We start from the raw sequence: 15341 nt of genomic DNA, 5'->3' as shown, positions 1-15341 counted from the left end.
GGGGGGGGGGGGGGGGGGGGGGGGGGGGGGGGGGCCACCCCCCCCCCCGCTTTTTTGCGCCCGTCAGCCCAGCAGGCCGTCGAGGTAGCGTTTCGCCTCGGAGAGGTAGAACTCGGGGTCGCGGAAGTAGGGCTCCAGCACCTCGACCGAGCACCAGCCGTCGTAGCCGTGGGCCTTCAGCAGCGGGAGGAAGCTCTCAAAGGAGATCGTCCCGCTCCCGGGCGCGACCTGGAGGTGGGTCTCATAGATGCCGTCGCAGCCGCAGAGGTGTACATGGCGCAGCCGCCCGCCGAGCTTGTCCAGGTACTCCGACATCGGCTCCGCGGCGAGCGGCGGGATTGCCATGTCGAGCATCGCGCCGAAGCTGGGGACGCCCACATCGGCGATCAGCCGGGCGAGGTCGTCCGCGCGGCTGACGATCGGGCTGGTGTTCGGGCCGAGCGATTCCATGCTGACGGAGACGCCGAGCGCGTCCGCCTCACGGCAGACCTCCCGCAGGCCGGAGACCAGGTCGCCCCACGCCTCGGAGGCGTTCCGCCCGTAGCCGGGGTGGTCGCAGGAGACGAGCATGCCGGGACATTCGATCGCCGCGCAGAACCGGGCGGCGCGTTTGAGATAGGCGACCGTCTCCTCCCGTTCGCGGGGGAGGGCGGAGGCGAGGTTATAGGGGTAGGCGAGCAGTTCGGGGGTGTACATGGGGATTTCGACGCCGTATTCCCGCTTCCAGCGCAGGATATCGCGGACAAGGGCGTCGTCCCCGTCGTAGGGGTAGGCGTGGGGGCGCGCGCCCCACAGCTCAATCCCATCGAATCCGTAGCGGCGGGCCATCAGGAAGCTGGTTTCGAGGGGGTAGCGCTTGAACTGGAGGGTGAGGAACGAGAGCTTCACAGGGGTTGCCTCCCTTCAAATGTAATCAAATATAACATAATATGATATATGATATTATGCAAGGGATAAAACTGAAAAGATTGATAAATTGTCTATAACTGATAAAAAACAACGGGATTTTTGTAACGTAAATGCGACAAAAAGGATTGACTTGTTATATATTGTAGCATATAATAATGTCATAAAACAAGCGGAGCTTTGGAATCTGCCGAACAGGGGAAGGGGCGCGGAAGATGTCGGAATACATAGTGCAGACCAGGCGGCTCACGAAGCATTACGGAGGGGTCAAGGCCCTTACGGAGGTGGATCTCTCGTTTGAGCCGGGGCTGATCCACGCGCTGGTCGGGGAGAACGGCGCGGGGAAATCCACCCTGATCCGGATTCTCTCGGGGATCGAGCCGCCGACCAGCGGGGAGGTGCTCTTCGAAGGCGGGCTGGTGGAGGAGTTCTCCCCCCACGCCGCCCACGACAGGGGGATCAGCACCGTCTATCAGGAGCCGATGCAGATGGGGCTGATGACGATCGAGGAAAACATCTACGTCGGGCGGTACGAAAAAAACCGTCTGGGCTTCGTGGATTACCGTGCGCTCCGCCGCAAGGTGACGGCGCTGATGGACGAAATCGGCATCCACCTGCCGCCCCGGGCGGTGGTCGGGGAACTGAGCGTGGCCAAGCGGCAGATGGTGGAGATCCTCAAGGCGCTCTCCTTCCGCTCCCGCTTCATCATCTTCGACGAGCCGACCGCCTCGCTCACCACCGAGGAGTGCGACAACCTCAAGCAGATCATCCGGCGGCTGAAGGAGCAGGGGATCACCGTGCTCTACATCTCCCACCGGCTGGAGGAGATTTTCGACCTCTGCGACACGGTGACCGTCCTGCGGGACGGGATGTTTGTGGGCAAGCGGCAGGTCTCGGAGATCGACCAGGACCAGCTGATCCGCATGATGGTCGGGCGCAGCATGGAGAACCTCTTCCCGAAGAAGGAGGTTCTCATCGGGGAGCAGATCCTCGAGCTGCGGCATGTGGAGAGCGCATCGGTGCACGATATCTCCTTCACGCTGCACCGGGGGGAGATTCTGGGCTTCGCGGGGCTGGTCGGCGCGGGGCGCACCGAGACGGCGAACGTCCTGTTCGGGATCGACCCCTATTCCGGGCAGGTGCTGCTGGAGGGGAGGGAGCTGAAAATCACCTCCCCCGCCGGGGCGATCGCCGAGGGGATCGGGCTGGTGCCCGAGGACCGCAAGCACCAGGGGCTGGTGCAGCTGATGTCGGTGCGGGAGAACATCACCCTGAGCAGCCTGCAAAGGCACGTCCGCGGGCCTCTGCTCGACCATGAGAAGGAACGGGCGACGTCCGCCGGGCAGATCGGGCGGCTGCGGATCAAGACGCCCACCGACAGCCAGCCGGTCAGCAACCTGAGCGGAGGCAACCAGCAGAAGGTCGTCTTTGCCAAATGGATGAGCTGCCAGCCGAAGGTGATCATCCTGGACGAGCCCACCCAGGGGGTGGACGTGGGGGCGAAGGCGGAAATCTATACGATCATCTCCGCGCTGGCGGAGAGCGGCGTCGGGGTCCTGCTGATCAGTTCGGAGATGACCGAGCTGATCGCGATGTGCGACCGTATCTGCGTGATGCGGGAGGGGCGGATCAACCGCATCCTCGACCGCGGGGAATTCAGCGAGGACACGATCATGCGCTATGCGATAGAGGAGGTCAAGTGATGGAACAGGAAGAGAAAAGGGCCGGGGGCAGGCTGCTGCGCATCCTGGTCAAATATTCGGGACTGATGCTGGTGCTGGTGCTGATGGTCGTCATTGTGACGGTCAAGAACCCCAACTTCATCAAGATCGAGAATGTGATCGGCGTGCTGCGCCAGATGTCCATTTACGGCGTGATGGGCGTCGGCATGGCGATCCTCATCATCAACGGCTATTTCGACCTGAGCGTCGGCGCGATCGCGGGCCTGTGCGGCGTGCTGGCCGCGATGGTGATGAACGCGGGCGGCAATATGGTGGCCGCGATCCTCACCGCGCTTGCGGCGGGCATTGCGATCGGCGTGTTCGACGGGCTGGTCGTCTGCACCACCAAAATCCCCGCCTTCGTCTTTACGCTGGCGATGACCCAGGTGGTGCGCGGCGCGATCTACCTGATCACCGGCGGCTCGCCGGTCACCGGCCTGACCAAGGGCTACCTTGCGATCGGCAAGGACAGCTGGTTCGGCGTCCCGATCCCCATCTATGTGATGTTCGCGGTGATGTTCCTCGGCTGGGTGCTGCTCAACCACACCGCGATGGGCCGCTCGATCTACGCCACCGGCGGCAACCCCACGGCGGCGCGCTATTCCGGCCTGAAGATCAACCGGATCACCCTCTTCAGCTTCGGCCTTTGCGGCGCGGCCGCCGCGGTCGGCGGCATCCTGCTCTCTTCCAAGCTGCAGTCCGCCCAGCCGACAATGGGCGTCAGCTACGAGATGGATGCGATATCGGTCGCGGCGATCGGCGGGACCAGCCTTGCGGGCGGCGAGGGGTCGATCGGGGGCGTGCTGCTCGGCGCGATGATCCTCGGCGTCATCAACAACGGCATGGTCATGATGGGCATCAACTCCTACTGGCAGATGGTCGTCAAGGGCACCGTCATCGCCGGAGCGGTCATCATCGACATCGCCCGCAAATCCTCCAACGGCCGCAAGACGAAAAAGGCTTAGGCATTCCGTATCCGCGGGGCCCCGCGAGAGCGGGGGACCCCCTGATTCCATAACAGAAACGGGAGGAAATTATGAAAAAATTCCAAAAGGCAATCGCAGTCCTGTTGTCTCTGGCGATGCTGCTCGCCTTCGCGGCCTGCGGCGCTTCCGAAAGCGCGCCCGCGGCGTCCGGCACGGGGGACCCCGCCCCGGCGGACAACGGCGGCAAGACCCATATCGGCGTCGCCTACTGCACGCTGGCGGAGGAATTCGCCGTGGACCTGCAGAAGGGCGTGCAGGAGAAGGCCAGGGAGCTGGGCGTCGAAATCAGCGAGGTCGATTACGCGCTCGACCTCTCCAAGGGCAACGACGAGGTGGATAACTTTATCCAGATGGGCGTGGATGCCATCATCCTCTGGCCGCTTGATGCGGCGGCCTTCGCGGGCGCCGGGGAAAAAGCCGCCGCGGCCGGCATCCCGGTCGTCACGGTGGACAGCACGATCGACGAGAACGTCTCCTGCTTCATCGCCTCGGACAACCGCGCGGGCGGCAAAGAGGCGGCGCTCTACGGACTGGAGGCGATCGGCGGCAAGGGCAAGGTGCTGATCATCACCCCGGCTCCCGGCATGACCAGCCTGGAGGACCGCTGCGAAGGCTATTATGACGCGCTCAAGGATTACCCTGACGTGGAAGTGATCGAGCAGATGGACCCCGGCACCCAGGCGCGTGCCGGTTACGCTCAAACGGTTGAGAACGCGCTCAACGCCAACCCCGACGTGGACCTGATCCTCGCCAACTGCGGCGACTGCGCGCTGGGCGCGCTGAGCACGGTGGAGCTCTACCCGGACAAATTCGCCGACGTGAAGATCATCGGCTATGACGCGACCCCCGAGCAGGTCAAGGCGATGCAGGAGGGCCGCCAGATCATCGCCTCGATGGCGCAGAACCCCATGAACATCGGCAGCCTTGCGGTTGAATCGGTCCAGAAGATCCTGGCCGGCGAAACGGTCGATGCGGTCGTCCGCACGCCCGGCGGCCTGGTGACCCGTGAGGAAGAAATGGCGAAAGCCGCAGCCTGACGCACCGCCGGGCACGCCCGGCAGATTGAATAATAAGGAGAAGAAACGCATGAATGAGATGGTTTACACGACTCCCGCCGATATCCGGAAGATCATTGCCGAAATCGTGGAGGCGAAAAAGAAGCTCGGCGGGATCAAACGGGCCTACTGCGTGGCGTGCGGCGGCAGCCTGTCCTGCTTCTACCCGATGACCTACTTCCTCAAGTCGGAGGCGAAGGAGCTGGCCTGCGATTCCGTCACCGCCAACGAGTTTGTCCACGCGACCCCCAAGGCGCTCGGTGAGGACTGCATCGTCTTTGCGATGTCGCTCGCGGGCGGCACGCCCGAGACGGTGGAGGCGGCCCGGGTCGCCAAGGAAGCGGGCGCCAGCGTCGTGGTGCTCTGCTCCAAGCACGATGTTCCGTTGGAGCAGTACGGGGACTATACGGTGATCTACCGGATCGAAACCGACAACATCGTGGAGAACCTCAACCAATACGTGATCCTGACTCTGGCGATCGAACTACTCGAGCAGACCGAGGGCTATGCCTTCTATGAAGACGCGCTGGACGGCCTCGGGAAGATCCCCGGCATCTGCACGAAGGCCCTCGAACAGATCCACGGCCGCGCGATGGCGTGGGGCGAGCGGATGAAGGACGAGCCGGTCATCTATACGATGGGCAGCGGCCCCTCCACCTTCGTCTCCTATATGCAGAGCATCTGCATGTTCATGGAGATGGAATGGGTCCATTCAAGCAGCATCCACACGGGCGAATACTTCCACGGCCCGTTCGAGATCACCGACAAGAACACCCCCTTCCTCGTCTTTGAATCGGAGGGCCGCACCCGCGCGCTGGATGAACGCGCCCTGCGCTTCCTCGGCAAGTACGCCGAAAAGGTGGAGATCATCGACGTCAAGGAGCTGGGGATCAACTCGATCGCGGATTCGGTCGTCGAGTTCTTCAGCCCGATCCTGCATTGGGTAATCGGCCTAGACTATGCTGGCGGCCTCGCCGCGGCGAAGAAACACCCGCTGATGATGCGGCGCTATATGTATAAGGTGGAATACTGAGAAGAACGCAGGAAAAGGCCGCCGCCCTTCATGGGCGGCGGCCTTTTGGCGTCACGGCGGCGGGCTGCGCCCGGCTTGATCCGGGCGGCCGCACAAGGAACGAAAAAAGGAACGAATAGAAAATCTATTCGTTCCTCTGATTGCTGGCCGCCTGTTCCTTCCGGACGGCCTCGGTGGCTTTCAGCTGGATGATCTCATAGTGCAGGCGGCGGTTTTCCTCCTCGAGCTTGTGGTAGTAGTGATAATCGACGTTGTGCTTGATGAGCAACACGACGATCGCCGTCAGGAGGATCGTGACAAGCAGCAGCGCGAAGATGAAAAGATCCCCCAGCTGCAGATAGTAACCCCCGAACAGCTTGTACCGTTCAAGCCCGGCGATGTCGGAGAAGAGTTGGTCCATACCGGTATCCTCCTTTGTCTGTCTCACGCCGCGTCCGGCGGCGGTCCCATGTTCGTGTTTGGCGGGCTGTCCGCCGGGGGCGCGCGGCCTGTCCCACCTTCCCACCCCGGATTTCGTTAAACTCGACTTTAGCGAAATATCGCCCCGGTATCCGGCGGATGGAAAGCCCGCCCGGGCCGACTTCGCCCCGTCAGCCCGGGGCCGCGCCGCCGGCGGGCATGTTCCCGAGGCGCTTTCCCTGCCAGGAATCCCGGCGCGCGAGCTCCTTATCGATCTCGTTGAGCACGCAGAGCTTTTTGCGGCTCCAGTCGGGCCCGATGAGCGTTTCGGGGTCGCCGTCGCCGGTGAGCCGCCCGATCACACATTCGGGCGGCAGCCATTCGAGCTGGTCGCAGACGGTTTGGACATATTCGTCGCGGCTCATCAGCGGGAAAGGCTTCTCCCGGTACTCCCGCGCGAGCGCGGTGCCCTCGAGCAGGTGCAGCAGATGGATCTTGACGAGGTGCGGGCGCAGCCCGCCGACCCGCTTCGCCGTCTCGACCATCATTTCGCGCGTCTCGCCGGGCAGCCCGTCGATCAGGTGCACGCCGAACGGTACGCCGCGCGCCCGCAGCTTTTCGACCCCCGCGAGGAAGTCGGCGTAGCTGTGGCAGCGGTTGATCCGCTCCCCCGTCGCGTCGTGGACCGTCTGAAGCCCGAGCTCGACGGTCAGATAGGTGCGCCGCGCCAGCTCCCCGAGCAGCGCGCACACCTCGCCGGGCAGGCAGTCGGGCCGGGTGGCGACCGCCAGCCCCACCACCCCGGGACAGGCGAGCGCCTCCTCATAGAGGCGGCGCAGCGTGTCCGCGGGCGCGTAGGTGTTGGTGCGCGCCTGGAAATAGGCGATGTGCCGTGGGGTATCCCACTTGCCGGCCATGCGCGCGGCGACCTGGGAGAACTGCTCCCGGATGGGCAGGCGCGGGTCGCCGCCGAACTCCCCGCTGCCCGCGGGGGAGCAGTAGACGCACCCTCCCCTGCCCTTCGTCCCGTCGAGGTTGGGGCAGGTGAAGCCCGCGTTCAGCGGCACACGGGAGACCTTGCCGCCGAACCGGCGGGAGAGAAAACAGGTGTAGGTGTGGTAGCGCTTGTTGCTGTCGGAATACGGGAAGGGATTTTTCATTCGATGAAGGAGAATTTCGTCACGTCGAACATCCCCATGTCGGTGATGCGGATGTCCCCGATGACGGGCAGCGCCATGAAGCTCAGCGTGATGAACGGGTCGATTCCCTCCGCGACCCCCTGTTTTTTCGCCAGGGCGATCATCCCGTCGAGCGCGGGGATGAGGGTGTCGGCGGTTTCGTTGCTCATGAGGCCCGCGACGGGCAGCGGTAGCGTGCCGAGGATTTTGCCGTCCGCGGCGATCGTGTAGCCGCCCTGCACCCGCTCGATCTCCCGGACGGCGGCGAGCATGTCGGACTCGTTGTCCCCCACGACGATGAGGTTGTGGGAGTCGTGCGCGACGGTGGTGGCCACCGCGCCGTGGGTGAGCCCGTAGCCCGCGATGAGGCCCACGCCGACATTTCCGGTGGCGTGGTGCCGCTCAAAGACGGCGATCCTGCGCAGCTTCCCCGCCGCGATGAGCGAATCGACCTCGGAGGCGGGGAGATCGGTGCGGGTGGTCGTGACGTTGCCGGGCATGACGTTGATGACCGGGTAGCTCTCCCGCTTTGGCAGCGCGAGGCAGCCGTCGGCCAGCGGCGCGAGGTGGACCGAATGGGTGATCGGGTCGTCCTCCCCCGCGCTGCCGATCAGCCCGAAGGAGAAGGCGCCCCGGACAAATTCCTTCCCGTCCTTGTAGACCGCCTGCACGTCGATCTCCCGCAGGTCGGTAAAGACGACGAGGTCGGCCCGGTAGCCCGCGGCGACCGCGCCGAGGTCGTAGAGCCGGTGGATGCGCGCGGCGTTGATCGTCGCCATCTGGATCGCCTTCACGGGGTCGAGGCCGCATTCGACCGCGCGCTTCACATTCCAGCGGATGGTCCCCTCGCGGCGGATGTCCGCGAGGTGCTTGTCGTCGGTGCAGAAGGCCATGTGGGAGGTGTCCACCCCGTCGGCGAGCGCCCCCTCGATGATCGGCGCGAGGTTTTTGCAGGCCGAGCCCTCCCGCACGAGCACCGCGAGCCCGGCGCGCAGCTTCTCGTGCGCCTCGGCCCAGGAGGTGGACTCGTGGTCGGTGCCGGTGCCCGCCGCGATGTACGCCTGCAGGCCGTTGCCGGTGATGCCGGGCGCGTGGCCGTCGACGACGCGCCCGGAGAAGAGCTCGAATTTGGCCATGACGGCGGGGTCGCGGCCCGCGACGCCCGGGTAGTTCATCATTTCGCCCAGCCCGAGGACGCGCGGCTCCTCTGTAAAGGGCTTCATCTTTTCGGCGGTGAACACCTCGCCCGCGTGCTCGAAGGGGGTCGCAGGCACGCAGGAGGGCAGCTGCACATAGTAGTTGACGGGCAGCTTCGCGGAGGTGTCGAGCATGAACCGCACCCCCGCGCCCCCCGCGACGTTCGCGATCTCGTGGGGGTCGGTGACGAGGGTGGTGGTGCCCCAGCCGAGCGCCTCGGTGCAGTAGGCGGGCGGCGACACCATCGACGACTCGACGTGCACGTGCGCGTCGATGAAGCCGGGCGCGACGAATTTCCCGCCGAGGTCGACGACCCTTTTTCCGCTGTCATAGCTGCCGACGCCGGCAATCATCCCGTCGGCGATGGCGATGTCGCCGGGGACGACCTCCCCGGAAAAGACGTTGACGACCCGCGCGTTTTTGAGCACGAGGTCGGGCTCCCGTTCGCCGAGAGCCGCCGCGATGAGGATTTCCCGTTTCATGAAAGCACCTCCAAAGGCTGTTGTTTACCGGATCGCCCGGCACTCCAGATAGTAGCGTTTTTCATGCGCGTGCCCCATCGAGAAGGTCTTGCGGGGCAGCGCGCCGTCGAGCAGGACGGTCGGAAAGAGCTGGGACTTCTTCATGACCGGCAGCAGAAAGCCGATCGTCCCGGGGCTTTTGCACAGGTGCCCGACCACCTGCTCCCCGTGGATGTAGTCGACCTTGCCGCCGAACCGGCCGAGGTACCAGTCGATAAAGTTCTGCAGCGTCCCGGCGGCGAGCTGGGAGGAGGGGTTGGCGACGTAGAGCCGTCTCCGCCGGGAGCCGCAGACGTATTCAAACGACTGCCCGCCCACCGCGTCCTCGCCGGTGTCGTAGTAGCCTTGCAGCTCGCGGAGCACCTGGTCGGGGTCCACGCCGAAGAGGATGCGGTGGATCGGCTCGAATTCGAGCGCCTCGTCGTGGACGTTCACGAGCTCGACGAGCGCGTAGCGCGCGGGATGGGTTTCACGCTGTTCCTCGGGGAGGGTCTTTTTGAGCCGCTCCCAGCAGGCCTTGGCGGTGGCCAGCGAGTGGTTGCCGTCTCCCACCGCGATGAGCAGCGGCCGCTTGCCGGGGAAGCGCGCGCTGTAGTCGCCGAGCTTTTCCGCGAGCGCGCCGAACGCCTCGTCCACCCGCGCGGCCTCGGGGCCGGTGACCCGCCACCCGCAGATGCGTCCTCCCCCCTCCATGAGCTCGAAGTCGTAGAGCCGGGGCAGGCTTCCCGTCCGGGCGCGCAGCGGCTCGATGACGGTGCGGCCGGGGTCGTCGATCAGCACCATGATGTGTGGGCTTTCGAGCGGCGCGTCCTCCCGCACCCGGATGCGGGGGGGCAGGCGGCTTTCCACCGTGCCCTCAGTCGGCCGCACGAGCGACTGGCTGCCCGCGCCGTACTCGTATTCCTCGAGGTCGAGCTTGCCCACCAGCCCCTGCCGCACCTTGCCGGGGGCGAGGGTGCGCTGGAGGTAGACGTAGCTTTCGGGCAGGGTGCGGAAGAGCCCCTCGTCCAGATAGCGGCGCATCGCCGCGTTGATGTGCGGGATGCGCGCGCCGGCCTCCTTTTCGTCGAGGTAGACCTCCGGCAGAATCATGTCCAGCGTAGAGGGGGCGTCCCCCACCTCGCGGGCGACCCGCTCCCAGTATTCCGGCTCGGAGGTGTACTGGTCGCACGCCACGACGCTCCACCGCGTCATGTCCGCCTCCCGCGGAATCAGAATGTCCGCCGGGGAAAAGCCTGTTTTGTTCATCTGCATAACCGCCTTGTCGTTTGTTTTTGGGCCCGGCCCGCCGAACCAAATTCCCGGCGCGCCATAGTATGGGTTAGGCGCGGGTCTCCCGCGCGGTACATACGGGTGGTGTTGGGTTCATGCTATTTGTCTTTGTCACGGCGCTCGCCCTGAGCGCCGACGGGTTCGCCGCGGGCGCCTCCTTCGGCCTGCGCGGAGTCAAAATCGGCGCGGCCGCCAAAACCGCGATCGCGCTGCTCTCGACCGGCTTCGCCCTCGCCGCCGTGACGGCGGGCGGCGCGCTCGGGGCGTTCCTCCCCCCGAGCGCCGGGCGCTGGATCGGCGCGGGCATCCTGATCCTGCTCGGCGCGGGCGCGGCGGTCCGTTCCCTGCTGCCCGCGCGGGAGGCCTCCCGCGCCCCGGAAAAGCCGCCGCTGCAAAAGCGGTTCCACGCGCTGGGGCTGACGATCTTAGTCGTCCGGGAGCCGTCGGCGGGCGATCTCGACAACTCGGGCTCGATCGACCTGGGCGAGGCGCTGCTGCTCGGCTTCTCCCTCTCGGTCGACATGCTCGGCGCGGGCATCGGGCTCGCGCTGGCGGGCGCGGGCTCCCTCTGGCTGCCGCTGGCCGTCGGCGTGACGCAGACCGCCTGCCTTGCGCTCGGCGAGGCCGTGGGCAAACGGCTCTCCCGCCTGCCCGTCCCGAAACGGGCGCTGGGCGTCCTCTCGGGCCTGCTGCTCGCGGCGCTCGGCGCCGCGCGGCTTGTGGTGTAACCCCATGATACCACATTCCCATACGGATTTCCACAGCGGAAAGGCAAAAGGGGAGGCCCGCCGGTTTGGCGGGCCTCCCCTTTTTTGATGCGTTTTTATGCCGGGCCCGCCGCCTCGTCCAGCGGCAGGCTTTTGAAGCTCTCGACCGTCCGGGAGACGATCTGCTCCACCGGGATGCGTTCGATGCTCGACGCGCCGATGAACCCGACCGCGGAGGTCTGGCGGAAGACGGCGCGGGCGTCGTCGGGCGAGATGATCGCGCCGCCGTGGCAGAGGGGGATGATGCCGGGGTTCTCTTCGAGCCCGGCCCGCAGGATCGCCTCGGTCTTTTCCATCGATTCCTCGAGGGTGCCGTCCGACTGGAGCCCGATGTCCCCGCCCTGCGTCAGCCCCGCGTGGGAGACGAGCACGTCCGCGCCCGCCGCGGCGTAGCGCCGGGCGTCCTCGGGGCAGAAGACATAGGCGAGCGTCAGAAAGCCCATGTCGGCGGCCATGCGCATGGTGGCGATCTCCCGGTCGAGCCCGAGCCCGACGTGTTCCAGCTCGTAGCGCAGGCGGCCGTTCATCTTGCCGACGGTGGGATAGTTGATGACCCCCGAGTACCCGACGTCGGCCATCCGCTCGAGGAAGCGGCGCATGTCGCGGGTGGGGTCGACTCCGAAGATGCCGCCGATGACCGGCGCGCGGCGGACGGCGTTGATGATGAGTTCCTCCCCCATCTCGAGCACCATTGCGTTGGCGTCCCCGACCGGGAGGTTCCCCAGAATCGAGCTGTAACCGTTCATGCGGAAATGCCCCGAGTTATAGACGACGATCAGGTCGATGCCCGCGCGGTCGACGATCCGGCCGATCAGCCCGACGCCCGCGCCGCTCCCGATGATCGGGCGGCCCGCGGCGATCTCGGCGCGCAGGTTTTCGAGGATGGTGTCGCGGTTGATTTTCGTTCCTTGCATTGGTAAATCTCCTTACAGTTCCGGGACCGCGGCGGGGTCAGGCGTGCGCCTCTCCCCTGCGGACCGCGTCCCAGTCGATCATGCGGATGAGCTCCCGCACAAGCAGTTCGGCGAAGGCGGGGTCGTTGAGATGGCAGTCCTTTGTCATGACAGGGACCTGCGGGGGCATCTTCGCCTTGACCTCGCTGGTGAAGACTGCGTCGGTCTCCGGGTCGTAGAAGACGTTGCCCGCCTTGTCGATCTCGGAAAATCCCTGCGTGGGGATGACCAGCCGGGTGTTGCCCGCCGCGTCCCCGAGCCTGTGGACGAAGAGCTCGGCCAGCGCCCGCATGTCCCGCTTGTCGGCACGAATTTTGAGAAGGCTCGGATTGTGATAGTAGCGGACCTTGTCCGCCTGCTCGGGGCGCAGCTGCTCCTCCGGGCCGATGTTGATCATTTCGAGCGCGCCCGGCACCACAATGTAGGGGATGTTCGTCTCCACCCCGCCCCGCAGCCGCTCCGGGCCGATCGCGTAGGCGCCCCCGCCGACCTCGTCCGCGAGCTCGGTGGTCGTGATGTCGAGCACCCCCGCGAAAAACCGTTCGCGGATCATCTTCTCCATGATCTTTCCGCCCGAGACGCCCCGCGCGTGGAAGATCACGATTTCATACCCCATCTCCTCGAGCAGCTCCTTGCAGCGCTGGACACAGGGGGTGGTCACGCCGAACCCGGTGATGCCGATCGCCTTTTTCTTGTGGCGGGCGATCTTGGGCCCGTCGATCATCGCGCACATCACGGCGGCCGCCTGCCCGAGGATGTATTCGGTCAAAAAGTTGATGCTCTGGATGTCCGCCACCGAGTTGATGAGCAGGATGTCCTGGCCCTGCACGTAGGGCACCGTGTTGCCCGAGGCCATCGTGCCGACGATGATCTTCGGGATGCCCAGCGGCAGGTTCTGCATCGCGTAGCTCGCGATGGTGGTGCCCCCCGAGCCGCCCAGCGACATCATCCCGTCGAGGTTGCCCTCGCGGCAGAGCTTCTGGGTAATGCTCAAGAGCCCCTCCATCATGATTTTCGACGCCTCGAACCGGGAGAGGATGTTTTCCACCGAGGCAAACGAGCTGCCCGCGCTCTCTGCGACCTGGTCCTGCGTGAACTGGACCGGAAAGCTGCGCGCCGTGCGCTTGAGCCCGATGTCGATGATGCTCACCTGCGCGCCGCGCTCCTCGAGCTGCGCCTTGAGGTAGAGGGTCTCCTCCCCCTTGGTGTCGAGGGTGGAACAGATTACGATCTTTTTGTGTGCGTCCATCCGGTAAATTTCCGCCTTTCCCCAATATTTTCCGGGCCGCCCGGTCAGGCGGCCGGTCCTTCCGCGCCCTGTGCGCGGACCGCGCGCCGGTGTCGGCAGAGGTGGGACGCGACGACCAGCGCGATAAGCGCCAGGCCGACGAAGTCGAAGGCGAAATGCGGCCAGATGCAGCAGAAGGCGGCGGCCGCCGCGCCGATGCGTTCAGGCAGGATCAGCTTCTCCAGGAAGAAGTTTTCAAAGAAGATCACGCAGGCGAACGCAAAGACCATGACCATCAGGATGCTCCAGAAGAATTCCCACAGGGTGCCCATCAGCAGGATCTCCGGCCGGAAGATGAACATGAAGGGGATGGCGAAGCCGCAGACCGCCAGCCGCATGGAGATGAGGCTGGTTTTCATGAAGTCGCCCTTTGCGAGCCCCGAGGCCACGAGCGCGCCGATCGCGACGGGCGGCGTCACCGCGGAGAGCTCGCCGTAGTAGAAGACGAAGAAATGCGCCGCCAGCAGCGGGACTCCGAAGGCGGTCAGCGCGGGCGCGCCGAGCAGCGCCGCGAGGATATAGGCGGGCGCGGCGGGCATGCCCATGCCGAAGATGAGGCAGGTGATCGCGACGAAGAGCGCGAGCAGGAAGAGGTTGTCCCCCGCCAGCGTGATGACGAACTGCGAGATCTTGGAGGGCAGGCCGGTGGCGGTCAGGATCTGGACGACCACGCCCATGATCGCCATGACCACCGCGATCATCGCCATCGACTTGGAGCCGATCGCCAGCCCGTCGAGCGTCTTGCGGACGAACCCGCGGACGCAGCCGGCAAGCCCGCTCCCGCGCACCTGCTGGATCAGCCCGACGAGCAGCAGCGCGAGGATCGCGTAGAAGAGGGAGACCTGCGGGGAATACATCTTGACGAGGAAGACGACCAGAACGATGAGCGGGATGATGTAGATCACGAACTCCAGAAACGCCTTTTTAAAGTGCGGGAGCGCGTCGTCCTCGTTCTTTTTGTCCCCCAGCTTGATCGCCTTGATGTAGATGCTCAGCGAGATGCCGAAGTAGTAGAGCAGCGCGGGCGCCACGCCGATCAGCGCGATCTTGATGTAGGGGGTGCTCGTCCACGAGGCGATGATGAAGGCCGCCGCGTTCATGACGGGCGGCAGGATCGCGCCGCCGGTGGAGGCGGCCGCCTCGCACGCGCCCGCGAACTCGGGCGGGTAGCCGCGCTTCTTCATGAGCGGGATGGACACCGCGCCCGTCATCGAGATATTGGCGGCGACGCTGCCCGTCACCGAGCCGACCAGCCCGCTGCTGAGCACGGCGACCTGCGCCGCTCCCGAACGGACCTTGCCGCTCGCGGCCATGGCGACGTTCATGATCGCGTCGAGCGCGCCGAACGCCTGCATGAGCCCCGCGAAGATCGAAAAGAGCACGATCGTGTTGGCCGAGATGGTCCCCAGCATGCCGAACACGCCGGTAAAATTGGTGGTGGAATAGGTGATGACCCGGTCGAGGCTGAGTCCCCCGTGGTAGAGGAACCCGGGCATATAGGGGCCGAAATAGCCGTAGGCCAGCGCGATCAGCACGATGATGGGGATCGTTTTGCCCCAGGTGAGGTAGGTGCCGATCATCAGCACGGCGAGCAGGATGGCGCCCGAGAGCACCTTGCCCGGCGGGTTCTGCCCCATCGAGGTCTTGAAGGCCTCGTAGTTGGCGGCGATAAAGATGGTCACGCCCACGCTCGCCAGCGCGAGCGCGGCGAGCAGTGAATTTTCGACCGGGTGGCGCCTGTCGTCGAGCTTCATCTTCTGCAAAAAGACGATCACCAGCGCGAAGCAGATGTGGATCGCCACATGGATGTCCGAAAAGACCAGCAGCTTCTGCGCCGAGACGAAGTGGTAGACGCTCATCAGGATGGCCGTGACGGTGGTCAGCCGGTCGATCGTTCGGTTGCGCCGGCTGTAATCGCCGGGCAGGTTACGCTGTTGCATGGATGCCTCCTTTTTCCTTGCGGGCGGGCCTTCCGGCCCTCTTCCACAGCGCGGTACGAGCCCGCCCGCTCCGCCCCCCCGGCCGCCCGGCGGGGGCGGATTTGTTTTTCCAGTTGCCCGATTCA

General features: G+C 65.3%; 13 protein-coding genes. 5 read left to right on the top strand and 8 right to left on the bottom strand.

Translation table 11 applies throughout. The annotated features are described in order from the left end of the window. Window positions 1-63: 63 nt before the first annotated feature. Window positions 64-888, bottom strand: coding sequence for a TIM barrel protein (locus NE609_RS11765; protein ID WP_306575774.1), 825 nt, complete (start codon window positions 886-888; stop codon window positions 64-66). Between the two features lie 233 nt (window positions 889-1121). On the opposite strand from NE609_RS11765, the gene NE609_RS11760 reads away from it, so the two are divergent. The 4 genes from NE609_RS11760 (at window position 1122) to NE609_RS11745 (ending at window position 5701) form a co-directional block, all read left to right on the top strand. Beyond that, window positions 1122-2609 carry a sugar ABC transporter ATP-binding protein gene (locus NE609_RS11760; protein ID WP_256152604.1) on the top strand — a complete coding sequence of 496 codons (1488 nt, stop codon included), beginning with the start codon at window positions 1122-1124 and terminating at the stop codon, window positions 2607-2609. After that, entirely contained in the window at window positions 2609-3592 is a 984-nt protein-coding gene (locus tag NE609_RS11755) for an ABC transporter permease (protein ID WP_256152603.1), read from the top strand. The genes NE609_RS11760 and NE609_RS11755 overlap by 1 nt, the downstream gene beginning before the upstream one ends. Window positions 3593-3663: 71 nt before the next feature. Beyond that, complete coding sequence (locus NE609_RS11750) at window positions 3664-4650, top strand: sugar ABC transporter substrate-binding protein (RefSeq protein WP_256152602.1); 987 nt, start codon at window positions 3664-3666, stop codon at window positions 4648-4650. Window positions 4651-4699: 49 nt separating this feature from the next. Then, the gene (locus NE609_RS11745) at window positions 4700-5701 is read left to right on the top strand and encodes an SIS domain-containing protein (protein WP_256152601.1); all 1002 of its coding nucleotides are present in this window, start codon (window positions 4700-4702) and stop codon (window positions 5699-5701) included. Between the two features lie 124 nt (window positions 5702-5825). Here the strand turns inward: NE609_RS11745 and NE609_RS11740 are convergent, their stop codons facing one another. The 4 genes from NE609_RS11740 to NE609_RS11725 all read right to left on the bottom strand — a co-directional run bounded on the left by NE609_RS11740 (window position 5826) and on the right by NE609_RS11725 (window position 10244). Continuing rightward, the gene (locus NE609_RS11740) at window positions 5826-6101 is read right to left on the bottom strand and encodes a hypothetical protein (RefSeq protein WP_121587598.1); all 276 of its coding nucleotides are present in this window, start codon (window positions 6099-6101) and stop codon (window positions 5826-5828) included. Between the two features lie 190 nt (window positions 6102-6291). After that, window positions 6292-7260 carry a TIGR01212 family radical SAM protein gene (locus NE609_RS11735; RefSeq protein ID WP_256152600.1) on the bottom strand — a complete coding sequence of 323 codons (969 nt, stop codon included), beginning with the start codon at window positions 7258-7260 and terminating at the stop codon, window positions 6292-6294. Continuing rightward, entirely contained in the window at window positions 7257-8957 is a 1701-nt protein-coding gene (gene ade / locus NE609_RS11730) for an adenine deaminase (protein WP_256152599.1), read from the bottom strand. The genes NE609_RS11735 and ade overlap by 4 nt, the downstream gene beginning before the upstream one ends. A 24-nt stretch (window positions 8958-8981) precedes the next feature. Next, complete coding sequence (locus NE609_RS11725) at window positions 8982-10244, bottom strand: DUF1015 domain-containing protein (RefSeq protein WP_256152598.1); 1263 nt, start codon at window positions 10242-10244, stop codon at window positions 8982-8984. A gap of 119 nt (window positions 10245-10363) precedes the next feature. Here NE609_RS11725 and NE609_RS11720 point away from each other — a divergent pair, with 119 nt between their 5' ends. Continuing rightward, on the top strand, window positions 10364-10996 hold the full coding sequence (locus NE609_RS11720) for a manganese efflux pump (RefSeq protein WP_121587594.1): 633 nt from the start codon (window positions 10364-10366) through the stop codon (window positions 10994-10996). Window positions 10997-11091: 95 nt separating this feature from the next. Here NE609_RS11720 and NE609_RS11715 read toward each other — a convergent pair whose 3' ends face one another. From NE609_RS11715 to NE609_RS11705, 3 genes are read right to left on the bottom strand one after another with little or no spacing between them, the layout of a single operon-like run. Continuing rightward, on the bottom strand, window positions 11092-11949 hold the full coding sequence (locus NE609_RS11715) for a phosphoenolpyruvate hydrolase family protein (RefSeq protein WP_256152597.1): 858 nt from the start codon (window positions 11947-11949) through the stop codon (window positions 11092-11094). A 37-nt stretch (window positions 11950-11986) separates the two neighbouring features. After that, window positions 11987-13237, bottom strand: coding sequence for a Tm-1-like ATP-binding domain-containing protein (locus NE609_RS11710; RefSeq protein ID WP_256152596.1), 1251 nt, complete (start codon window positions 13235-13237; stop codon window positions 11987-11989). 44 nt (window positions 13238-13281) lie between these two features. Further along, on the bottom strand, window positions 13282-15216 hold the full coding sequence (locus NE609_RS11705) for a TRAP transporter fused permease subunit (RefSeq protein WP_256152595.1): 1935 nt from the start codon (window positions 15214-15216) through the stop codon (window positions 13282-13284). Between the last annotated feature and the right edge of the window lie 125 nt (window positions 15217-15341).

This window comes from Anaerotruncus sp. DFI.9.16, from assembly GCF_024461615.1.
Lineage (GTDB): Bacteria > Bacillota > Clostridia > Oscillospirales > Ruminococcaceae > Anaerotruncus > Anaerotruncus massiliensis.
The sequence above is the reverse complement of the archived record's forward strand: the minus strand, read 5'-3'. Positions and strand labels throughout refer to the sequence as shown.